Source organism: Nocardia sp. CA-136227 (assembly GCF_050955695.1).
GTDB lineage: Bacteria > Actinomycetota > Actinomycetes > Mycobacteriales > Mycobacteriaceae > Nocardia.
Genome location: NZ_CP192081.1, coordinates 5,392,039 through 5,413,993 on the forward strand (window position 1 = coordinate 5,392,039; position 21,955 = coordinate 5,413,993).

At 69.1% G+C, this 21,955-nt stretch carries 23 protein-coding genes; 9 read left to right on the top strand and 14 right to left on the bottom strand.

All coding sequences use genetic code 11. The features are described from left to right. Positions 1-25 precede the first annotated feature (25 nt). Positions 26-841, top strand: a complete 816-nt coding sequence (locus ACQP06_RS25010; RefSeq protein ID WP_433666882.1) for an SDR family NAD(P)-dependent oxidoreductase — start codon at positions 26-28, stop codon at positions 839-841. Positions 842-922: 81 nt separating this feature from the next. On the opposite strand, the gene ACQP06_RS25015 is transcribed toward ACQP06_RS25010, so the two are convergent. Both ACQP06_RS25015 and ctaC read right to left on the bottom strand, forming a co-directional pair. Then, the gene (locus ACQP06_RS25015) at positions 923-1,339 is read right to left on the bottom strand and encodes a cytochrome c oxidase subunit 4 (RefSeq protein ID WP_433666883.1); all 417 of its coding nucleotides are present in this window, start codon (positions 1,337-1,339) and stop codon (positions 923-925) included. Positions 1,340-1,351: 12 nt separating this feature from the next. After that, on the bottom strand, positions 1,352-2,350 hold the full coding sequence (gene ctaC, locus ACQP06_RS25020; protein WP_357095242.1) for an aa3-type cytochrome oxidase subunit II: 999 nt from the start codon (positions 2,348-2,350) through the stop codon (positions 1,352-1,354). A gap of 436 nt (positions 2,351-2,786) precedes the next feature. On the opposite strand from ctaC, the gene asnB reads away from it, so the two are divergent. Together asnB and ACQP06_RS25030 are read left to right on the top strand one after the other, a co-directional pair. Further along, positions 2,787-4,754: an asparagine synthase (glutamine-hydrolyzing) gene (gene asnB / locus ACQP06_RS25025; protein ID WP_433666884.1), complete on the top strand. Its 1,968-nt coding sequence runs from the start codon at positions 2,787-2,789 to the stop codon at positions 4,752-4,754. A gap of 75 nt (positions 4,755-4,829) precedes the next feature. Then, positions 4,830-6,239 (top strand): DUF1254 domain-containing protein, encoded by a 1,410-nt coding sequence (locus tag ACQP06_RS25030; protein WP_433666885.1) that lies wholly within the window; start codon positions 4,830-4,832, stop codon positions 6,237-6,239. Between the two features lie 17 nt (positions 6,240-6,256). Here ACQP06_RS25030 and ACQP06_RS25035 read toward each other — a convergent pair whose 3' ends face one another. From ACQP06_RS25035 to ACQP06_RS25060, 6 genes are all read right to left on the bottom strand, one after another. Then, positions 6,257-7,162: a hypothetical protein gene (locus ACQP06_RS25035; protein WP_433666886.1), complete on the bottom strand. Its 906-nt coding sequence runs from the start codon at positions 7,160-7,162 to the stop codon at positions 6,257-6,259. An 81-nt stretch (positions 7,163-7,243) separates the two neighbouring features. Further along, positions 7,244-8,047: a DUF4239 domain-containing protein gene (locus tag ACQP06_RS25040; protein WP_357094782.1), complete on the bottom strand. Its 804-nt coding sequence runs from the start codon at positions 8,045-8,047 to the stop codon at positions 7,244-7,246. A gap of 146 nt (positions 8,048-8,193) precedes the next feature. Continuing rightward, the gene (locus ACQP06_RS25045; RefSeq protein ID WP_433666887.1) at positions 8,194-8,940 is read right to left on the bottom strand and encodes an adenosylcobinamide-GDP ribazoletransferase; all 747 of its coding nucleotides are present in this window, start codon (positions 8,938-8,940) and stop codon (positions 8,194-8,196) included. A 3-nt stretch (positions 8,941-8,943) separates the two neighbouring features. Continuing rightward, positions 8,944-10,896: a nicotinate-nucleotide--dimethylbenzimidazole phosphoribosyltransferase gene (gene cobT / locus ACQP06_RS25050; protein ID WP_433666888.1), complete on the bottom strand. Its 1,953-nt coding sequence runs from the start codon at positions 10,894-10,896 to the stop codon at positions 8,944-8,946. Positions 10,897-10,961: 65 nt separating this feature from the next. Further along, positions 10,962-11,234 (bottom strand): hypothetical protein, encoded by a 273-nt coding sequence (locus ACQP06_RS25055; RefSeq protein ID WP_433666889.1) that lies wholly within the window; start codon positions 11,232-11,234, stop codon positions 10,962-10,964. 29 nt (positions 11,235-11,263) lie between these two features. Continuing rightward, a complete protein-coding gene (locus ACQP06_RS25060; protein ID WP_433666890.1) occupies positions 11,264-12,232 on the bottom strand; it encodes a helix-turn-helix domain-containing protein in 969 nt (322 codons plus the stop codon). An 86-nt stretch (positions 12,233-12,318) separates the two neighbouring features. Here ACQP06_RS25060 and ACQP06_RS25065 point away from each other — a divergent pair, with 86 nt between their 5' ends. Further along, positions 12,319-12,441, top strand: coding sequence for a hypothetical protein (locus ACQP06_RS25065; RefSeq protein ID WP_433666891.1), 123 nt, complete (start codon positions 12,319-12,321; stop codon positions 12,439-12,441). Continuing rightward, positions 12,438-12,668, top strand: a complete 231-nt coding sequence (locus ACQP06_RS25070) for a hypothetical protein (protein WP_433666892.1) — start codon at positions 12,438-12,440, stop codon at positions 12,666-12,668. The genes ACQP06_RS25065 and ACQP06_RS25070 overlap by 4 nt, the downstream gene beginning before the upstream one ends. Positions 12,669-12,671: 3 nt before the next feature. Here ACQP06_RS25070 and ACQP06_RS25075 read toward each other — a convergent pair whose 3' ends face one another. After that, the gene (locus ACQP06_RS25075; RefSeq protein WP_433666893.1) at positions 12,672-13,319 is read right to left on the bottom strand and encodes a DUF3043 domain-containing protein; all 648 of its coding nucleotides are present in this window, start codon (positions 13,317-13,319) and stop codon (positions 12,672-12,674) included. Positions 13,320-13,641: 322 nt separating this feature from the next. Here ACQP06_RS25075 and ACQP06_RS25080 point away from each other — a divergent pair, with 322 nt between their 5' ends. From ACQP06_RS25080 to ACQP06_RS25090, 3 genes are all read left to right on the top strand, one after another. Continuing rightward, complete coding sequence (locus ACQP06_RS25080; RefSeq protein WP_040815950.1) at positions 13,642-13,992, top strand: HesB/IscA family protein; 351 nt, start codon at positions 13,642-13,644, stop codon at positions 13,990-13,992. 127 nt (positions 13,993-14,119) lie between these two features. Next, positions 14,120-15,091, top strand: coding sequence for a carbohydrate kinase family protein (locus ACQP06_RS25085; RefSeq protein ID WP_433666894.1), 972 nt, complete (start codon positions 14,120-14,122; stop codon positions 15,089-15,091). A gap of 144 nt (positions 15,092-15,235) precedes the next feature. Further along, a complete protein-coding gene (locus ACQP06_RS25090) occupies positions 15,236-15,952 on the top strand; it encodes an MBL fold metallo-hydrolase (protein WP_433666895.1) in 717 nt (238 codons plus the stop codon). A gap of 171 nt (positions 15,953-16,123) precedes the next feature. Here the strand turns inward: ACQP06_RS25090 and ACQP06_RS25095 are convergent, their stop codons facing one another. After that, positions 16,124-17,224, bottom strand: a complete 1,101-nt coding sequence (locus tag ACQP06_RS25095; RefSeq protein WP_433666896.1) for a branched-chain amino acid aminotransferase — start codon at positions 17,222-17,224, stop codon at positions 16,124-16,126. A 172-nt stretch (positions 17,225-17,396) separates the two neighbouring features. On the opposite strand from ACQP06_RS25095, the gene ACQP06_RS25100 reads away from it, so the two are divergent. Next, positions 17,397-18,167 carry a hypothetical protein gene (locus ACQP06_RS25100; RefSeq protein ID WP_433666897.1) on the top strand — a complete coding sequence of 257 codons (771 nt, stop codon included), beginning with the start codon at positions 17,397-17,399 and terminating at the stop codon, positions 18,165-18,167. A 78-nt stretch (positions 18,168-18,245) separates the two neighbouring features. Here ACQP06_RS25100 and gcvT read toward each other — a convergent pair whose 3' ends face one another. The 4 genes from gcvT to ACQP06_RS25120 all read right to left on the bottom strand — a co-directional run bounded on the left by gcvT (position 18,246) and on the right by ACQP06_RS25120 (position 21,851). Next, positions 18,246-19,346: a glycine cleavage system aminomethyltransferase GcvT gene (gene gcvT / locus ACQP06_RS25105; RefSeq protein WP_433666898.1), complete on the bottom strand. Its 1,101-nt coding sequence runs from the start codon at positions 19,344-19,346 to the stop codon at positions 18,246-18,248. A gap of 9 nt (positions 19,347-19,355) precedes the next feature. Continuing rightward, positions 19,356-20,441, bottom strand: coding sequence for an exonuclease domain-containing protein (locus ACQP06_RS25110; protein ID WP_433666899.1), 1,086 nt, complete (start codon positions 20,439-20,441; stop codon positions 19,356-19,358). A gap of 2 nt (positions 20,442-20,443) precedes the next feature. Next, positions 20,444-20,983 (bottom strand): hypothetical protein, encoded by a 540-nt coding sequence (locus ACQP06_RS25115; protein WP_433666900.1) that lies wholly within the window; start codon positions 20,981-20,983, stop codon positions 20,444-20,446. A gap of 244 nt (positions 20,984-21,227) precedes the next feature. Next, entirely contained in the window at positions 21,228-21,851 is a 624-nt protein-coding gene (locus ACQP06_RS25120) for a hypothetical protein (protein ID WP_433666901.1), read from the bottom strand. Positions 21,852-21,955: the final 104 nt, after the last annotated feature.

Sequence of the window (21,955 nt, forward strand, 5' to 3'; positions counted from 1 at the left end):
TCCTCTGATGAAGGTTGCCTGTCCCATGATCGAATTCCGTGCTGCCCGCCGCCCCCGTACCGCCGGTGACCCCGAGGGCGAACGCCCGCTCGAGGGCAAACGCGTGGTCATCACCGACGCCACCTCCGAGATCGGCCGAGAAACGGCCCGACTACTCGGTTTTCACGGCGCGGAGGTCATCCTGGTCGCGCGCACCGGCGCCCAGCTGGTCGAGGATTGCGCCACCATCATCGAAGCCGGCGGCCGCGCCCACTGGTACCGCTGCGACATCGCCGCCCTCGGCGATGTCGACCAGCTGGTCGAGTGGCTGCTCACCGAATTCGACACCGTCGACGTGCTGGTCAACAACACCGGCCGCCCCAGCCGCCGCCCGGTCCTGCAATCCCTGGACCGGTTCCGCGACTACCAGCGCATGATGGCGGCCTACTACTTCGGCCCGCTGCGCCTGACCCTGGGCCTGCTCCCCGCCATGCTCGCGGGCGGTTCCGGCCACGTGGTGAACGTCGGCCCGTGGAGCCCGGAGAGCGGGGCCGCCCCGAACTTCGCCTCCTACGCGTCCGCCCAGGCCGCCTGGACCACCTTCGGTCAGTGCGCCGACGCCGAGCTCTCCCCGCGCGGCATCCACGTCTCCACGGTCCAGTACCCGATCTTCGACGGCGCCACCAGCGCTCGCGCGCACGCCGAATACGGGACCATCGATCCGGCCGAGGCCGCCCGCTGGATCGAGACCGCCATCCACACCCGCCCGTCCCAACTGACACCGAGGTTCCCGCGCGCCCTGCTGGGTCTGGCGTCGATGTCGCCGCGCACCACCCGCCTCAAACACGCGCTCGGCATCTGAAGACCTCCGAACGGTCCCCCCCCCCGAACAGCAAAGCGCCCCATCCGGATTCGGATGGGGCGCTTCGAGTTGTGCTCCGGATCAGTGCTTTTCCGGGCCCAGGTGGTACTCGAACACCAGGCCGGCGACGGCCGCGAGCACGCAGACCACGCCGATGCCGATCAGCCAGAACTGGAAGAACGCCAGGCCCAGCGCGGTGATGGAACCCGCACCGGCCAGCAGGATGGGCCAGAACGAGCCGGGCGAGAAGAAGCCCAGGTCGCCGGCGCCGTCCACGATCTCGGCCTCCTCGTAGTCCTCGGGACGCAGGTCCAGACGACGGGCGACGAAGCGGAAGTAGGTGGCCACGATCAGCGCCAGGCCGCCGGTCAGCACGATGGCGGTGGTGCCCGCCCACTCGACTCCGGTGCGGGACTGGCCGGTGAAGTAGCCGTAGATCACGGCCACGATCACGAAGAAGACCGTGAGCAGTTCGAAGATGCGAGCTTCGACCTTCATGTCAGTTCATCCTCACTTGGCGTCGGCGAGCTCGTTGCCGCGCGCCTTGCGGTCGGTGTTGAACGGCTTGGTGGAGGTCGCCACCGGCGACTGACCGATCGCGGAGAGCGCCTCGCCGTTGGTCTTGTGGTCCTTGATCCGCGCGTCCATGTACTTCTTGAAGTCGTCCGGCGAGACGACCCGGATCTCGAAGTTCATCATCGAGTGGAAGGTGCCGCACATCTCGGCGCAACGGCCGACGAACGCGCCTTCCTTCTCGATCTTGGTGATCTGGAAGACGTTGTCCGAGTTGTTCTGCTTCGGGTTCGGCATCACGTCGCGCTTGAACAGGAACTCCGGCACCCAGAACGAGTGGATGACGTCGGCCGCGGCCAGCTGGAACTCGATGTTCTTGCCCGAGGGCAGCACCAGGACCGGGATCTCGTTGGAGGTACCGACGGTCTCGACCTTGTCGTAGTGCAGGTAGGAGATGTCGTTCGCGGGCAGGCCGTTGTTCGGGCCCGGCTGCGGGTGGCCATCCTTGGTCGCTTCCTTGTAGCGATCCTTGATGTCCTCGTTCATGTCCTGGCGCTCGGTGTCGACACCGTCCCAGACCGGCGAGCCGTCCTTCAGGTCGACCTTCTGGTAGCCGAACTTCCAGTTCCACTGGAACGCCGTCACGTCGACCACGACGTCCGGGTTCTCGACCTTCTCGTGCACGTAGTTCTGCACGACGACGGTGAAGTAGAACAGCACGGCGATGATCACGAACGGGATCGCCGTGTAGCTCAGCTCCAGCGGCACGTTGTAACCGGTCTGCCGCGGGAACTCCGGGGAGTTCGCCTTCTTGCGGTGGAACGCGATGGTCCAGAAGGTCAGACCCCAGACCAGCACACCCATCGCCAGCGCGGCGAGCACGGACCAGGTCCACAGCTCGCGCATCCTGGTGGCCTGCGGCGTGATGCCCGAAGGCCAGCCGAATCGAAGCCAAACGTTGTCGATCGAGCAGCCGGAGACGAGCATCGCGGTCATCCCCAAGGACACCGCCAGCCCGGCCCGCCGAAGGATGCGGCCCCGCCGACCCTGGGCGGGTCGTGCCCCTATCGCCTCGCTCGCCTTGTGCGCCACGCTCAACGCCTTCCTGGTCGTCATTCCGACACCGCGCCGCCCGGGCTCCCTTCCGCCGGACGACACATAATCAGCACAGTTCGGGAGCTCGGGGAAGGGTACACGCGAACGCGCAACCGACCCTGAGAGTTTCCCAAGTACTACGCAGCGTAGACCAACAAGGGGCCCCCGTTGCGACGGGGTCCTGTCCGACACTCCGGAAACCTCATATGCAGTGGATACGGGCTCTGGCGGCGGGATCTGCACGGGTACGGCATACTCGGGCAGTAGGTTTCGCGTGCAGCGTGCCCGTGCGGGTACGCCCCAATCCTTATGACTCCGGAAAGAGGTTCTCGGCGCAGTGTGTGGTCTGCTCGGATTTCTGACAGCTAGCACAGCTACTACTCCGGACGGGCGGACGGTCGAGACCACCGCTGCACAGGTATACGAGGCGCTGCACTGCCAGCGCCACCGCGGCCCGGACGAGCGGGGCACCTGGAACGACGAGCGCATGATCTTCGGCTTCAACCGCCTGTCGATCATCGATATCGAGCACTCGCACCAGCCGCTGCGCTGGGGTCCCCCGGAGAACCCCGAGCGCTACGCCATGACCTTCAACGGCGAGATCTACAACTATCTGGAGCTGCGCGCCGAGCTGAAGGAAGCCCACGAGGCCGAGTTCGGCGACCAGCCGATGTTCCGCACCGAGGGTGACGGCGAGGCCATCGTGGCCGCCTTCCACTACTGGGGCGCCAAGGCCGCGAGCCGGCTGCGCGGCATGTTCGCCTTCGCCATCTGGGACACCGAGCTGAACAAGCTGTTCCTGGCCCGCGACCCGTTCGGCATCAAGCCGCTGTTCATCGCCACCGGCGCGGGCGGCACGGCCTTCTCCAGCGAGAAGAAGAGCCTGCTGGGCCTGCTCGCCGAGCTGGAGCTGACCGACGCCCTGGACCCGCGCGCGCTCGAGCACTACACGGTGCTGCAGTACGTCCCCGAGGCCGAGACCCTGCACAAGGACATCCGCCGCCTGGAGTCGGGCTGCTACGCCTGGATCGAGCCCGGCAGCGCCCCGCAGGTGACCCGCTACTTCAACCCGCAGTTCCGGGTGCAGAAGTTCGCGGCGGGCTCGGAGGCCAAGCGCTACAAGGAGATCGCCGAGGCGCTCGAGGACTCCGTCGCCAAGCACATGCGCGCGGACGTCACCGTCGGCGCGTTCCTGTCCGGCGGCATCGACTCCACCGCCATCGCCGCGCTGGCCATCCGCCACAACCCGAACCTGCTGACCTTCACCTCGGCGTTCGAGCGGCAGGGTTACTCGGAGGCCGATGTGGCCGCCGAGACCGCCGAGGCCATCGGCGCCAAGCACTACATCCGCATGGTCTCCCCCGAGGAGTACGCGGCCTCCATCCCAGAAATCGTCTGGTACCTCGACGAACCCGTCGCCGACCCGGCACTGGTGCCGCTGTACTTCGTGGCCAAGGAGGCCCGCAAGCACGTCAAGGTGGTGCTCTCCGGCGAGGGCTCCGACGAGCTGTTCGGCGGCTACACGATCTACCGGGAACCGCTGTCGCTCAAGCCCTTCGAGTACCTGCCCAAGCCGCTGCGCAAGCTGGCGGGCAAGGTGTCGGACCGGATCCCGGAGGGCACCCGCGGCAAGAGCCTGCTGCACCGCGGCTCGCTCACCCTGGAGGAGCGCTACTACGGCAACGCGCGCAGCTTCAACGACGCCCAGCTGCGGTCGGTGCTGCGCGAGTTCCGGCCCGAGTGGACGCACCAGGACGTCACCGCCCCGATCTACGCCATGCAGGGCTACCACTGGGACCCGGTGGCGCGCATGCAGCACCTGGACCTGTTCACCTGGCTGCGCGGCGACATCCTGGTCAAGGCCGACAAGATGACCATGGCCAACTCGCTGGAACTGCGCGTCCCGTTCCTGGACCCCGAGGTGTTCAAGGTCGCCGAGAAGATCCCGGTGGACCAGAAGATCACCAAGGAGACCACCAAGTACGCGCTGCGCCGGGCGCTCACCGACATCGTGCCGCCGCACGTGCTCAACCGGGCCAAGCTGGGCTTCCCGGTGCCGCTGCGGCACTGGCTGCGCGGCCCGGAGCTCTACGACTGGGCGCGCGCCCAGATCACCGAGTCGGGCACCGACCACCTGCTGAACAAGCAGGCCATCCTGGCCATGCTGGAGGCGCACCGCACCGGTCCGGTCGACCATAGCCGCCGCCTGTGGACGCTCATCGTGTTCATGATCTGGCACGGCATCTTCGTGGAGAACCGGATCAAGCCCGAGATCCAGGAGCCGACCTACCCGGTCAACCTCTGACCCGCACGCGACACACCGGAGCGCCACGCCCGTGAGGGCGCTCCGGGCCCGCGTCGCCGCAGTACGGTGCTGGCCATGAGCCACCCCTTCGCACCTTTCTCGCGTCGCCGGATGCTCGAACTGGGCGCCCGGACGCTCGGCATGGGCGCTGCGGCCGCCCTCGGACTAACCGCCTGCGGCACCTCGGACAATGGATCCGGCACCACCGGCGCCACCTCGGCCTCCAGCGACGCCAAGGACATCGCCGCCGACGCCTACGTGTTCGGTTACCCGCTGGTCCTCATGGACGTCACCCGCGAAACCGGGGGCCCGGCAAACCAATTCGTGCACCAGAATCCGCCCACCCCCGAGGTGCGGCAGGTGGTGCGGCTCAACCTCGACACCCTGTACTCGCAGGCCTGGCTGGATCTGCGGCCGGAACCGATGGTGTTGCAGGTACCCGAGATCAAGGGCCGGTACTGGCTCATGCAGTTCCTCGACGCCTGGACCAATACGGTGCACGATCCCGCCAGCACCAATCCGCGCGTCAAGAACGCGCCGCAGCAGGCGCCCTACACCTACCTCGTCACCGGACCGGGCTGGAAGGGCACGGTGCCCGACGGCATGACCCAGCTGGCCATGCCGACCGGCACCACCTGGCTGCTCGGCCGTATCGAATACAAGGGTGAGGGCGACATCGAGCGTGTGCGGGCGCTCCAGCACCAGTTGAAGCTGGCCCCGCTCAGCGTCTGGGATTCCGGCGAGGTGCAGGGCGGTCCGGGGGCCTTGGCCGCGGGCGGCGGCGCGCCCGCCCAGATGGTGGGGGCCATGGACGGGCCCACGTTCTTCGCGCGCATGTGCACGGTCATGGCGGTCAATCCGGCCGACGAGGACGCTGTCGACGCCATGAAGCGCTTCGCCACCATCGGCATCACGCCGGGCGGAGCGGCCACCGTGCCCGCGGACGTGCTCAACGCGGGCCTCGCCGACGGCCGCCGCGCGCTCACCGAGTACCGGGATCCCAAGTCGCAGTACCAGAACGGGTGGCTCTTCAATCTGGAGGTCGGCGCGTACGGCACCGACTATCCGCTGCGCGCGCAGATCGCCGCGCTCGGCCTGGGCGCGAATCTGCCCCGGGACGCGGTGTATCCGACGATCGACGCGAATGCGGACGGCGACAGCCGATTCCGGGTCACCTTCGCCCAGGACCAGCAGCCGCCGGTGGGGGCGTTCTGGTCACTCACCGCCTATGACGGCGAGTCCTACCTGGTGCAGAACCCCGCGCGCATCTACTCGGTCGGGCATCTGGTCCCGCTCTCCCCCGCCGAGGACGGCACCATCACGATCGCGGTGCAGAACGCCGATCCCGGGTCGGAGGTACCGACCGGGCACTGGCTGCCGATCCCGGAGTCCGGGCGGTTCTCCCTCACGCTGCGGCTGTACGCGCCGAAGGACAGCGTGCTGAACGGGAAGTGGGAGGTCCCGAAGCTGGAGAAGCTGTCCTGACCCGGGCGCGCCCGTCGTCAGTCGGCGGGCGCGTGGTGGCCGCGGGCGAGGCGGGCGCGCGCACCCGCGATGATCGTGATGATCATGACCGTCATGACCTGGAGCGCGGTCAGGCCGGCCGCCGGTGGTGGCGGCTCCGGCGCGGCGACTTCGACCGGCTGCCGAGGCGGCGGCGGGATCGGCGCCGGGGCGGGCGGGACCACCGCGGGCAGCGGAGCCACGACGGGAGCGGCGGCCGGGACCACCGCGGGGGCGGCCGGCGGGATCAGCAGGGGGATACCGGGTTCCGGCGCCATCGGGACAGGCAGCAACAGCATGCAGGTCAGCAGGGCGCTGCCGGTGGCGGCGCTGCCGACCACCACACTGCCCGCCCCGGCCGAGCCCGGACCGACCAGTCCGCTGGAGCCGGGGATGAAGCCGGGGCCGATCAGGCCCGAACCCATGCCACTGCCCGTGAGGATGCCCATGCCCAGCGCCGCACTGCCGACCACGGCGCTGCCCGCGCAGGCGGTGAGAACACTGCCGGAGTCGAGGCCGAGGAGACCACCGAGGGCGTTGGGGATGGCGATCGGAGTCGCGGGCGGTTCGGGTGGCACGAGACCCGATGCCCCCGCGGTCGTTTCGCGCCGGATGTCCGGGCTGCTGCTGCCGAGATCCAAGGCGGTGATCGGATTCGGGCCCGCGGGGTTGCCGGTGACGACCCGGCCGCCCGGTTGGCCCTGATTGCCGGAATAGCTACTGCCGGTGCCCAATCCGAGCGCGCTGCCGGTGGGCGCGTCGATCGGCGCGGCGGTGTCACCGGGATCCGGTCCCCCGCCCGCGCTGCCGCTGATGATCTCCCCGATCGACGGCAGCCCCGGGTCGGCGGCGGCGACATCGGGATGGAGGGCGAGCAGCGCCGCGGCCACCGGGACCGCTGTCACCGCCGCGAATCCTCTTGCTGTTCTGCGGTTTCCGTTCACGGGTGCCTCCGAGAAGCCGAGCGGGTTACGCGGTCGCGACGGTCAGCGGGGACTGCCGCCGCTGGACGGCGTTTCCGCGGCGATGTGCTGGAAACGCGCGAGGGCGAGTTCGTAGGCGTCCTTGGCGACGTGATTGCCGCCGGAGAAAGGCCGATCGAGCTGATAGACGGCCACGATGACCGCGCCGATCACCAAACCGAACAGACCGGTCATCAGGATGCTGCGCTTGGTGACCACGACACCGGAGAACACGGTGCCGAACAACAGCATGCCGGTCGCGAACCACAGGGCCACGTAAAGGAATCCGGGCAGTCGGTACCCCGCATCCAGGCCGCGGTCGTAGCGGGCGTCGGTGATCGCCTCGACCGCGGTCGCCGCCTTGTCCTGGGTGGCCTTGGCATCCGGGTCGGTGGCGGGCGCGGCGTCCACGGCCTCGCGCAGATCGTCCAGGGTGGACTGCGCGGCCGGGCTCAGGCGGCGCTGCTCGTCCATCACCTTCCACTCGTCGCCGATCACCTGCTTGGTGTAGGCGGTCACCAGGGCCTGGATCTGCTTGCGGTCCTGTTCGGGCATGCCGTTGGCGCTCTCATAGACATTCACCAGCGCCTTGCCCTCGGCGACCGTGTGCGCGTGCGAGGTGTCGTACTGCTGCCACAGGATCACCACCACGAAGGCCACGATCGCGGCGAAGAACATATTGACCATGTCCAAGGTCATGGAGCCCGCGCCGGAATCGTCGCCGTGCCGCCAGGACCTCGGGCGCACCCGGTCCCCCAGCACGAAGATTCCCACCGCGATGCCCGCGAAGAGTGCCAATACCCCCAGCTGCAACAGAATTCCGAGCATTTCGCGACTCCGTTTCCGGCCGGGTGCATGCGATCAGAAGGTATTCGCGGCCACGGGTCGGTCGGATTGCGAACGGAGGACGAACTGTTATACGAGTGTCCGAATCCCAACCCCGCCAAGGCCGGGACGCGTTTTCCGGTCCACTCTCAGCGACCGAGCGACAACACCGCTGCGGCCGCAGTGACACTCAATTCCAGTGCGGCGCCGAGCACATCGCCGTTCAACCCCCCGAATCGCCGCACACAATGCCGCACCAGCACCATGGCCCCCACCAGCCCCACAACCACCGCCACCGGCCCCTGCCACACATTCCCGGTCACGAACACCGCTGCCCCGCAGGCGATCACACTCCACCCGACCCCCACCACGGGCGCCTGCGTCCCCGCCACCAACGCGCCGAACCCGGCCCCCGGCGCCGCCTCGATCCCCCGCCGACACGCCAACACCACCGCGACCCGCCCGACCGCAACAGCCACGACGACCGCCGCCCACCGCCCCTGCTCGGCAAGCACGCCCAGCGAAATCGCCTGAATGGCAACAGCGAACACCAACGCCGCCACCCCGAACGGCCCCGCTCCGCCACTCTTCATGATCTCGCGAGCCCGCTCCGGCGGACCGTAGCTCCCGAGCCCATCCATGGCGTCGGCCAGCCCGTCGACGTGCATCCCGCGCGTGATCAACGCGAGCCCGGCCACCACGACAAACCCGGCCAGCAGCCCCGAGGCCCCGAGTTCGCCCAGCCCCCAAAGCAATCCGGCCGCCCCACCGCCGAGCAACACCCCGACCACCGGAGCCCACCCGATCGCCCGGGCAGCAACCGACCGGTCGACTTCATCCGGCCCTCGAACCGGCAGCACCGTCAGCCAGGACACCGCCAGCCGAAGCCCGTTCACCGATCAGGCCTCAGCGGCTTCCGCGTCGGCGTCGGCGGTGCTGACTCCGGCTTCGGCGAAGGTGGCCATCTCGCCGAGGGTGGCGACGGCGGCGCGCAGCAGCGGGAGGGCGGCCACCGCGCCGGAGCCTTCGCCCAGGCGCATGTTCATGTCGACGAGCGGCTCGAGGTCGAGACGCTTCAGGGCGATGGTGTGGGACGGCTCGCTGGAGCGGTGGCCCGCGATCCACCAGGCGCGGGCGCCGGGGGCGAGCTGGTCGGCGACCAGGGCGGCGGCGGTCACCACGACGCCGTCGAGGATGACCGGGGTGCGACGGGCCGCGGCACGGGCCAGGAAGCCCGCCATGGCGGTCAGATCCGCGCCGGAGGCGGTGCGCAGCAGGGCGACCGGGTCCTTGAGGACGGGGCGGGCACGCCACATGGCGTCGCGGATGGCGGCGGTCTTGCGGATCCAGCCCGCGTCGTCGACGCCGGTGCCGCGGCCGACCGCCACCACCGGCTCGGTGTCGGTGATGGCCGCGATCAGCACGGTGGCGGGCGTGGTGTTGCCGATACCCATGTCGCCGGCGATGAGAAGGTCGGCGCCGGAATCGATTTCCTCGTCGGCGATGCTCGCGCCGGCCGCGAGCGCCGCCTGCACCTCGGCCTCGGTCAGCGCGTCCTCGCGGTCGATCGAGCCGCTGGAGCGCCGCACCTTGTGTCGCGAGATCTCCGGCGCGGTGTCGCCGTCGACGGCGATGTCGGCCACGCGCACGCTGGCATCGGCCAAGCGCGCCAGCACATTCACGGCCGCGCCGCCGTGCAGGAAGTTGGCGACCATCTGCCCGGTCACCTCGCTCGGATACGCGGACACGCCGTGCTGCGCCACCCCGTGATCCCCGGCGAACACCACGACGCGGGCCCGCTCGAACTGCTTGGGCGGGCACACGCCCTGGCACGCGGCGACCCAGTTGGCCAGCTTCTCCAGTCGGCCCAATGCCCCTGCGGGCTTGGTCAATTGCGCCTGCCGCTCCTCGGCGGCGGCCCACACCAGCGGATCCGGTCCGGTCACAGGACCGAACGAGATGCGGGCGGGCTTGGTGAGCACTGGGGCACTCTGCGCGCCGTCAGCCAGCGACTCTCCACCCGTCTCGCCGTCGGCGGACGCGACGCCCACCCCGGCGGCGGCCGCGGAATCGGCGGTCGCCGAGCCGAGTTCGGCACCGGCGGTTCCACTTTCGACGTCGGCACCCGAGCCGTCCGGTCGGCCCGATCCGCCGTCGGTGGCGGCCTGCGCCACGGCGGCCGCCGAAACCGACGCCACCGCAACCTGATCCGCTCCGCCATCGGAGGCATCGATCGAAGTCGCCACCGTGAGCGATGAATCCGCACCGGCCGCATCCGACAGCGCGGCGCCGGACACGACCGCCCGGTCGGGCTTGACCCGCACCGGCTGCCCCGCGACCACGAGGAAGACCTCGTCGCACACCTCGGCGAGGCGCTGGTTCAGCGTTCCGATCTCGTCACGGAACAGCCGCCCGGAGGCGGTGGCGGGAATGACGCCGAGCCCCACCTCGGGGCTGACGATGATCAACCGCTGCGCGTAGCCGGAGACGGCGGCGACGAGCGCGTCGATGTCCGGCCCGACGGTGCCGCGCGGCGATTCCCAGGCGGCGCGGGCGTCGATGCGCCCGGTCAGCCAGGTGCCGAGGTCGTCGACGAGGGTGGCGGCGGTGGGCTCGCCCAGCGCGGCGATCGGATCGCCCTCCACGATGGTCCAGCTCGCGGGCCGCCGGGCCCGGTGCGCCGCAATGCGTTCGGCGAAGTCGGCGTCGGCGGGGTCGACCGCGGCGGTGGCCACGTACCGCACCGCCTCCGACGCGACGAGCTGTTCCGCGAAGGCCGACTTGCCGGACCGGGCGCCACCGAGCACCAGGGTCCGCAGCGGCCGATCGGTTGTCTGAGCACTGTGCGACACGTCAGCACGGTATCAACTGTGCCCGTGCTCCGGCCGAGTAGGCACGGCCATCCCGGGTGCGGGAGTCAGTGGTTCTTCTCGTTGTGCACGCACTGCACCTTCAGGTCCTTGGCCGTGTACGACCAATCGGTCCCCTGCGGGCAGTCCGAGCCGTGCGCCACGCTGGCGATGATCTTGCCGTCGTGCTGCTTGGAGCAGGCCACCAGCTTGTCGTGGTTACTCGTCGCACCGCCGACGATGCACTCCCCCACCGCGGTGCGCGGATCCGTGCATCCCGCCGTCGCCGAAACCGCCGCCACCGCCAGCGGCACCGCCGCGATCATCACTGCCCACCGCATGAGTGCGCATCGTAACGGCCCGAGCCCGCTCAGGAGACCCTGGATCCGAATCGCCGCCGGTACTCCACGGGCGCGATCCCCACCAACCGCTGGAAGTGGTGCCGCAACAGCGCCCCCGACCCGAATCCGCAACGGTGGGACAGCGATTCGAGGTCCAGGTCGGTGTCCTCCAGCAGCTGTTTGGCCAGCAGTACCCGCTGCCCGGTCAGCCATTTCACCGGCGTGGTCCCGGTCTCGGCGGCGAAGCGCCGTGCGAAAGTGCGCGTCGACATGGAACTGCGCGCCGCCAGTGACTCCACCGAATGCGGCAGGTCCAGATGCTCGCCCATCCAATGCAGCGTCTCGCTGAGCCCCTCGGATTCGCAGGCCACGACCGGCCGCTCGATGAACTGCCGCTGTCCGCCGTCGCGCTGCGGCGGAACCACCATGCGCCGGGCGATAGCATTGGCGACGCTGCTGCCCAGCTCGCGGCGCACCAGGTGCAGGCAGGCGTCGATGCCGGCCGCGGTGCCCGCGCTGGTGATGAGATTGCCCTCGTCGACGAACAGCACGTCCGGGTCGACGGTGGCGAGTGGGAACTGTTCGGCCAGCAGGTCGACGTAACCCCAGTGGGTGGTGCATTTGCGCCCGTCGAGCAGTCCGGCCGCGCCCGCCAGGAACGCGCCCGAGCACACGGTCAGCACGGTGGCCCCGGCCGCGGCGGCGTCGCGCACGGCGTCGATGACCCGCGCGTCGATCTTCGCCTTGCCGTCGCGGATCGGAAAGGCCGGAATGGCAACCAGATCCGCGTCGCGCAGTTCCTCGAGCCCGTAATCGGGCGTGACGTGGATGCCCGGCGAGCTGGACTTCAGCGGTTTCCCCGGTTCGAGCCCGCAGACCCGGAAGTCGAAGAGGGGCAGGCCCTGCGCGGTCCGGTCGAGCCCGAAAACCTCACAGACCACGCCGAATTCGAACATGGCGAGGTTGTCGTTGAGTACGACGGCGACCTTGGAGAGCATGTCGCGATCCCATCTGGCCGGATATTTGCGAACTATGTCAGAACAGCCACTGTTGGCCGAAAGTTCCCTACTGAAAACTTACTGCCATGGATGCACTGTCCGCAATCGTCGCAGCCGGAACCGCGATCACCGCGCTCGGCACCCTGACCTTCGGCCTCATGGCCGCAGAGACCACCGCACACCTCGACGAGGAAGAGGCCCGCGCATGACCGCCATCACCTCCGGACACGGCCACTACCGCTCCGCGACCGCCACCTCCCGCGCCGGCCTCGCCGTCCGCCGGATCACCGCCCTGTTCGCCGCGGCCGGCCGCGCGGTCCCGCTGCACCGCGACAACACCTGGGAGCTCGCGGGCTCGACGAACGTGGTCGATCGGGACCACGCCCGCGTCGCCCTGGAATTGCGGGCGCTCTCGGCCTACCGAGAGCAGAACTGATCGCTAGATCGCGTCGCCCGGGCTCACCTGCGGCTTCGGCGCGCGCATGCGCCGCACCTGCGAGGCGCGCACGAAGGCGTACCAGCCCAGCGAGAACGCGGAATCGGTGCTGTCCGGGAAGCGCTCCCGGACCCGGTTGCTCACGATCCGACCGAGCACCACGCCCTCGATGATCATGAACAGCATCATCACCAGCATGGCCAGCGTCACGATCGCCTGCAGCGCGGGCGAGAGGATCATGCTCAGGATCAGCACCAGCGCCAGCGGCATGAACAAGCCGAGCAGGTTGCGGCGGGCGTCGACGATGTCGCGCACGTACTTCTTGACCGGGCCCTTGTCGCGCGGGAGCAGGTACTGCTCGTCACCGGCGAGCATGCGGGCGCGGCGGTTGTTGACGTCGGCGCGACGCTCGGCCGAGGACGCCTTGCGCTCCTCCTTGGTGCCGCGCAGCGCCTTGCGGCGGGCCCGGGCCTCCTTGGCGGTCTTGGGCGCGGGCGCGACCGGACCGCGGCGGCGACCCTGCGCCTCGCGGCGCGACGGGGTCGGACGCCCTTTACCCAGGGTGACGGTCGTGTCCGCCACCGCGGCACCGGCGTCGGTGCTGGTGCTGTCGGAGGTGGGGGTGGACTCGCCACGGCGCAGGAACTTCACGCCGACCAGGCTAACAATCCCGCCTCTCCGAAACTTCAGCGCCCAGCTGAGAGCCGTTTGCCGACCTGCATGCGGGCCGGCGGTCGAGAGCCAACCCGATTCTGGACGTCCCCGGCGAGTTACCCTCGCCACCCGAAATCACTTGTCACCTCGGCACACCCCCGGAGCTATTTGTCAGCGACGACGCAGCCTGACCGTTCCGCTGGATAAGCGCCGCGTAGGATAGGGAATAGTCGCCCGCCGACGGGTGTTGACAGGCTTCGAGCCATACCCTCACGGGCTGGCCCACACGCCACCACAAATGGGTCCCTTAGGAGAGTTCATGACTGTTGAGAACGAGACCACCACCCATGGTGCGACTCTGACCGAGGCCGCCGCCCTCAAGGCGAAGGCGCTGCTGGACCAGGAAGGCCGCGACGACCTCGCCCTTCGCATCGCGGTTCAGCCCGGTGGCTGCGCGGGCCTGCGCTACCAGCTCTTCTTCGACGACCGCACCCTCGACGGCGACCTGGTCGTGGAGTTCAACGGCGTGAAGCTCGCGGTCGACCGCATGAGCGCCCCCTACATCCAGGGCGCCTCGATCGACTTCGTCGACACCATCGAGAAGCAGGGTTTCACCATCGACAACCCGAACGCCACCGGCTCCTGTGCCTGCGGCGACAGCTTCAACTGAGCTAGCTCCCGAGTTAGCACCGCGCAGCGCGGAACATCTTCCAGGATGTTCCGCGCTGTCGCGTGTCCGGTTATTTTCGTAGGTGCGGACCACTGTCGGCCGCCTCCCCCACTCGAAGGATCCACCCGTGACCATCGCCGTGTCCGCGTCCATCGCGACCGATCACCTCATGCGCTTTCCGGGCAAGTTCTCCGATGTGCTGCTGGCCGATCAGCTGCAGCATGTTTCGCTCAGCTTCCTCGTCGACGATCTGGTGATCCGCAAGGGCGGCGTCGCCGGCAACATCAGCTACGCCATGGGCGTGCTGGGCCGCACCCCGCTGCTGGTCGGCGCGGTCGGCCAGGACTGGGGCGACTACCGGAAGTGGCTGGAGGACAACGGCGTCGACTGCTCCGCGGTCCGGGTGTCCACGACCGCGCACACCGCGCGCTTCGTCTGCACCACCGACGAGACCATGGCGCAGATCGCGTCCTTCTACCCCGGCGCGATGGCCGAGGCCCGCGAGATCGACATCACCGAGCTGGCCGCCGGCCGCGAACTGGAGCTGGTGCTGATCGGCGCCGACGATCCGGAAGCCATGCTGACCCACACCGATCAGTGCCGCGCCGCCGGAATCCCCTTCGCCGCCGACCCCTCCCAGCAGCTGGCCTTCCTCGACGGCGAGACCATCCAGCGCCTGATCGACGGCGCCGACTACCTGTTCACCAACGAGTACGAGTGGGGCATCCTGCTCCAGAAGACCGGCCTGTCCGAAGCCGAAGTCGCTGAGCGCGTGGGCATCCGCATCACCACCCTCGGCTCGAAGGGCGCCAAGATCGTCGACCGCGACGGCTCCGAGCTGTTCGTGGACGTGGTCCCCGACATGGCCAAGGAGGACCCGACCGGCGTCGGCGACGGCTTCCGCGCGGGCTTCCTGACCGGCCGTTCCGCGGGCCTGTCGCTGGAGCGCTCGGCCCAGCTGGGTTCGCTGGTCGCGGTGCACGTGCTGGAAACCGTTGGGCCGCAGGACTGGACCCTGGACCACGACGTGGCGATGAAGCGCCTGCGCGAGGCCTACGGCGCCGAGGCCGCGAACGAGATCGAGCCGATCCTGCGCTGACGGCCACCGCGCCGCCGACAGCCGCACGCTGATCCGATCAGCGTGCGGCTTTCTCGTACGACCGGCCGCCGCGCTCCGAATCGCCGCCCTCCCGTTGCCGGTCCGGGTTCGGACGAATGCATCGCCCGCAATACGCTGTGAGGCATGTCCTCCGACGACCGTCTGTACTTCCGCCAGTTGCTCTCCGGCCGCGACTGGGCCGTGGGCGACCCGATCGCCACCCAGATGCGCAACTTCGCCTACCTGATCGGTGATCGGGATACCGGCGAATGCGTGGTCGTCGACCCCGCTTACGAGGCGGCCCAGCTGGTGGAGATCGCCGAGGCGGACGACATGCGGCTCACCGGAGTCCTGGCCACCCACCACCACCCCGACCACGTCGGCGGCTCGATGATGGGCTTCACGCTGCGCGGCGTGAAGGAACTCCTGGAGAAGACCGACGTGGCGGTCCACGTCAATGCCGAGGAACTGCCGTGGGTGGCCAATGTCACCGGCATCGCCCCCTCCGAGCTCACCGGTCACTCGCACGGCGACAAGGTCGCGGTCGGCGGCTTCCAGATCGAACTCCTGCATACCCCGGGCCACACTCCCGGCAGCCAGTGCTTCCTCTTCGAGGACCGCCTCATCGCCGGTGACACCCTCTTCGTCGACGGCTGCGGCCGCACCGACTTCCCGGGCGGCGACTCCGACGCCATGTTCCGCAGCCTCCGCTACCTTGCGGACCTGAAGTCCAACCCGACGGTCTTCCCGGGCCACTGGTACTCGGAGGAGCCCAGCGCGTCGCTGTCCCACATCCGCGACCACAACTACGTCATGCGCCCCCAGACCCTCGAACAGTGGCACATGTTCATGCCCAGCTGACGACATCCCGCCGAGGCGCTCGCAGCAGCCCGATCGCGAGAACGAGCGCATCGGCTGCCGGGCTGCTGGCGGCCCGGTCGCGTTCGTCCGGCGGCCGCGGCCGACCACCTCTCGATACAGCACGACCGCCCCGAAACTCTTTCGGGGCGGTCGTGTTTCGCTTGCGGGAGGCTATGCCAAGGTGCGTAGCCAGCCGTGGCTGTCGGCGAAGGTGCCGCGCTGGATGCCGGTCAGCGTGTCGCGCAGGGCCATGGTGACCTCACCGGGTTCGCCGGTGCCGATGGTGAATTCGCCTTCCGCGGAGCGGACCGAACCGACCGGGATGACGACGGCCGCGGTGCCGCAGCCGAAAACCTCGGTGATCTCACCGGATTCGACGCCCTTGCGCCATTCCTCCACGGAGATCTTGCGCTCCTCCACCTTGTAGCCGGAGTCGGCGGCCAGGGTGATCAGCGAGTCGCGGGTGATGCCGGGCAGCAGCGAGCCGGACAGTTCCGGCGTCACCAGCCGCGCGTCGGAGCCGCTTCCGAAGACGAAGAACAGGTTGTTGGTGCCCATCTCCTCGACGTAGCGGTGCTCACACGCGTCCAGCCACACCACCTGGTCGCAGCCCTTCTCCGAGGCCTGCTGCTGGGCGAGCAGCGAGGCGGCGTAGTTGCCCGCCACCTTGGCCTCGCCGGTGCCGCCGGGAGCGGCGCGCACGAACTCTGTGGACAGCCACACCTTGACCGGCTTCAGCCCGCGCGGGAAGTACGCGCCGGCCGGGCCGCCGAGCAGCAGGTACTTGTAGGCGGAGGCGGGCTTCACGCCCAGGCCGACCTCGGTGGAGAACATGAACGGCCGCAGGTACAGCGCGTCCTCGCCGCCCGCGGCGGGCACCCAGTCGCCGTCGACCTCGAGCAGCTGGCGGATCGACTCGACGAACAGCTCCTCGGGCAGCTGCGCCATCGCCATGCGGGCCGCCGACCGGCGGAAACGCGCGGCGTTGGCGTCGACGCGGAAGGTCGCGATGGAGCCGTCGGCCTGCCGGTACGCCTTGAGACCCTCGAAGATGGCCTGGCCGTAGTGGAACACCATGGTGGCCGGGTCCATGGCCATCGGCCCGTAGGGCTCGACGCGGCCGTTGGTCCACTGTCCGTCCACATAATCCAGCGACACCATGTGATCGGTGAAGTACCGCCCGAACCCGGGCTCCGCGAGAATCTCCTGCCGCCGCTGCGCCGGAACGGGCGCGGGATGCGGGACACGGGTGAACTGCGCGGCAAGTGTCATGACCGGGAGTCTAATTCGCCGCCCGCGACACGCCGGTTCGGGCTACCCTTGCGGACCGTTCAGCATCCCGCCGTCGTCCCGGCCGCTGGATAGGGTGGACGACGTGTATCCGGAGCCTCCGCCAGCGCAGCCGCCCCGTTCGAACCGTCCCCTGGTCATCGCATTGATCGCCGTGAGCGCGCTGGGCCTGGTCGCCATCCTCGCCGCCGCGGCCCTCGTCCCCGCCCACACCATCCCCGGAACGGCTCTCCCCGCGGACGACTACGGCCCCCAGGACACCGCCACCCACACCACCGCGCCGACGACCACCACCACGACCGGCGTCCCGAAACAGCAGATCGCCGCCCTGACCCCCGGCTGGCAGACCGCCTACTCCATCAACCGCAACGCCGCCTACGACGCACCGGCGGACTGGACCGTCCCCACCCCGACCACCATCGTCGGCTACGAGGGTGGCGGCGGCCACGTGGTCATGAGTGGCGCCGCCGAATGGCAACCCAAGTCCTGCGACGGCCATCACACCAAGGCTCTCGCAGGCGTGACCGGCTCCAAACTGGGCGACCCCGCGGCCGCCGCCAAAGACATCGCCGGCAGCTGGGCCAAGGTCGTGGCCTCCAACGACGACCGCCCCAACTCCACCTACACCCTCTCCCCCGCCGAAACCCTCACCATCCAAGGCAAACCCGCCGCCCACATAACCGCCACCCTCGCCAACCCCGGCCCGAACGACTGCTCCCACCCCGCTGTCTCAGTCGTCCACACCATCGCCGTCCCCGGCAACAAGGGCCAGTCCGTGGTCATGGTCATCTACGCCGACCAGAACGTCGACGGCGCGGTCACCGACGACACCCTCCGCCAGATGTACACCACCCTCCGCCCGGCAGGCCTGGCCCTCGCCGACTGCAAGCAGGACAACGAGGTCGTCGGCACCTGGTGCGGCTGAGTTCACCTGGACACCGAACGATGAACGCCACAGTCGGTCGTCTCGACTGCGGCGTTCATCGTTGCGAGCGAAGCTCCGTCAGGCAGTGCGGGTTTCGACGAACGGCGGGCGGATGACCTCGCAGCGGAGGCGGCGGCCGCGCACGTCGACCTCGACCTGGTCGCCGGGCTCGAGGCCCGCGGCGGTGTCGAGCAGCGCCAGCGCGATGCCGACCTTGAGGGTGGGTGAGAAGGTGCCGGAGGTGGTTTCGCCGACCTGCTCGTCACCGCGCATCACAGCCTGGCCCTGGCGCAGCACGCCCTTGTCGATCGCCTTGAGCCCCAGCAGGGTTCGGCGCGGACCGGCGGCCTTCTCGGCGTCGAGGGCTTCCTTGCCCCAGAATTCCGGCTTCTTCCAGCCAACGGCCCAGCCGGTGCGCGCCTGCAGCGGCGAAATGTCCACGGACAGTTCGTGTCCGTGCAGCGGGTAACCCATCTCGGTGCGCAGCGTGTCACGCGCGCCCAGTCCGGCGGGCTGGCCACCGGCCGCCTGCACCTCGCTGGTCAGCGCCCGGAACACGGCCTCGGCGTCGTCCCACTTGGGCAGCAGCTCGTAGCCGTGCTCACCGGTGTACCCGGTGCGGCACACCCGAATCGGGCGACCGTCCCACTCGGCGTCCTCGTAGGCCATGTACTCCATGTCGGTGGGCAGCCCCAGCTTGGCCAGCACCTCCGCCGACCGCGGCCCTTGCACCGCGAACACGGCGTACCCGCGGTGCTCGTCGGTAACGGTGATCCCCTCGGGCGCGACCTTCTGCATCTCGGCCACCACGGCAGCGGTGTTCGCGGCATTGGGCACCAGGAAGATCTCGTCGTCGCTCACGTAGTAGGCGATGAGGTCGTCGATCACGCCGCCCTCGGGCGTGCAGCACAGCGTGTACTGCGCCTTGCCGGGCCGAATCCGGTTCAGGTCATTGGTCAGCGCCGAGTTCACGAAGGCCGCCGCTCCCGCGCCCTTGACCGTCGCCTTGCCCAGATGACTGACATCGAACAGTCCGACCGTGGTCCGCACGGCGGTGTGCTCACCGACCGTCCCCGCGTACGAAACCGGCATCTCCCACCCCCCGAACGGAGCGAAGGTGGCGCCCAGCTCGACATGGACGGCGTGAATGGGTCCCTGCAGCAGTTTCTCGTCGGTCACCGTGGCAGTTTATCCGTCTGCCGATAGCCGGGTGACATCGGAACCGACCGCCTGCAACGCCGGATCACCACCGGTCAGCGACTCGGACCCGATCGCGACCACCGCCGGGGGTTCGAAGATTGCCGCCGCTGCCGGGCCGGACCGCGCGCCGAGGCTCGCGGCGAACGCCGCCTCATCCATGACCTCGATCCGCTGCCCTCGTATCCGCAGTTCGGCGACCCGCCGCGCCTTGCTCGTCGTGAACGCGGACACATCAGCGCCGCGGAAGCCGTCACCGATCACGAGCCCGGTCGTACGCCTGGTGACGTTGCGGGCGGGAGTCGCCCCGCACGCGGCGATGGCGTCCCAAGCTTGCTGGCGTGTCATGGCCGCGAGATCGCCGGTGAAGACGATGGTCTCGCCGTACAGCGGGTGGGATGGGTCGGTGCCGGTGACAGTAGGCAGCACCAGTTCCTCACGGGCGAACCAGGATCGGCGAGGCCCACGCTCGGCGGCGACGGGCTCGGTCCGCAGGGGCCGAGGTTTCCGTTCCGTCCGCAGCGGCCGGTCGACGACCATGCGTTCGAGAGCCGCGAGGGAATCGGTGCCCGCCCGATTTGCCAGGGCGATCACGATGTCGGCGGCCGCGGCGGCGTCTGCTGCCGCATCGTGGTGGTTGGTGAAGTCGATGCCCAGGGCGTCGGCGACGTGCGGCAGTCGATAGCTGTCGAGAGCGAGGTGGCGGCGGGCCAGGGCGAGGCTGCAGCTGTAGGTCCAGCTGGGCGGGTGAATACCGCTGTGGGCGCAGGCTTCCCGGATCGCACCGCTGTCGAACCCCGCATTGTGCGCGATGACGGGCAGGTCGCCGATGAGGCTCACCACCTCTGGCCACCGGTGCGCGAACTCCGGCTTGTCGGCGACCATCGCCGCCGAGATCCCGTGCACGCGAATGTTGTGCCAGTTGAAGAAGTCGAGCCCCGCGGGCGGCCGGCACAGCCACGACGCGTCCTCGGCGCGACGACCGTCCCGCACGACGGTGACTCCCACAGCGCAGATACTGCCCCGTGAGGAGTTGGCGGTCTCGACATCGATGGCGGCGAACGAAAGTCCCGCCATGCTCACCGCACCGCGAGCGGCAGCGACCGCGCCTCGGGCCCGCCGAGCTCGACCAGGAACGACCGAGCCAGCCGCAGCGACTCGAATGCCGCCCAGGCATCGGCCAATTCCGCGACCTCCCGCGCGAGAGTGAGCACCGGCCGAATGTGGTCGTCCACCACGTCGACCTGGTACCGCGTCAACGGCACACCACCGGCCGCCGCGATCACCGGCCACTGCGGCCGGGTCAGCTTTCCACCCGCGTCCTGATGCTCGGTGAATCGCGCATCCGCGGATTCGACTGCCGCACGAACGGTTTCAACGGTCGCGTCGATATCGACAATCCGCACGTTTACGGCATCCGGGTCGCTGCCCTTCGCCATCGCGACGGGATATCCGCTCGTGAGACTCTCGATCTCCGCCACACACGACCGATCCAGCACCCAAGCGCCCGATAGCCGCGACTCCCCCACCGCCGCGCCCACATTCACATGCCAGATGACCATCCGTTCCCCGGCCGCGCCGAGCACCGCAAGGGAATGAAGGTCGGAGGGGGCAGCCATAACGCTCCACGGTCGTGGCGAACAGGTACCGCGCTACGTTAGAGCATCCCGCCGACAGATTTCCGCGAACCCCACGCGAATCATCAACGGAGCCAAACAATTCCGACCGACCGGTGTTCCACTACGCAACCCACCCCTGCGGCCGAAGCATCAATGCCCGACTCGCCACCAGCCGACCGAGGCACGGCCGCACCCTGCGGCCGTGCCTCGATGAATGAGCCGTTCCGCCAACTCGAGCCCGAGGTCAAACCAGTTCGGGAACCCGCAAATGAGCCAAGGCCAGCTCGAATTCGCGAACGTCGACAGCCTCGACGCGCGCCTGCCGAGCGGCATCCACCCGCAACGCGGCCGACGCCATCCGATTGCGCTCCATCGCCTCGGCACTGTCGTACACACTGCACGAGACAGCACGCCCCGACGCCCTGTTCACCATCAGGCTCGCACTGCAAAATCCATCGAGCTGCTGCTCCATACCGGGCAACGTATGCCCCCGATACACGTCGATCGCACTGTCGATCCTGCTGGGATCAGTCTTCACCCAGGTAACCCGCGCACACGCACCCTCCGGCGTCATATGCGCCCGATGCATGACCGCGATCTCCCATTCCTCGACCATCGGACTCCCACCGAATACCGCCGCCGCCCGATCGCGAATCGCCATCACCGGCCCAGCACTCGCCCGCATCGCCTCCTCGGTTTCCCACGAACTCGTCACAATGCACCGGCCCGTATGCCGATCGACCAGCAACGAAAGCCCGACACACCCGGGAATCCCCTCAATCCCCGGCATGACCTCGTCCCGCACATGCGCGATCCCGGATTCCAAAGCAGATAATTGCGCCTGAAGCGTGGTAGACCGTGCGTACACGACCCACCTCCTTTCTCCACAGAGGCAGCGCCCGGCGGCGCCACCGGCACACTTCACAGTGCCCCCTCCCGATCACCAGAGCAATAGCCGATGGCTATTTAGCG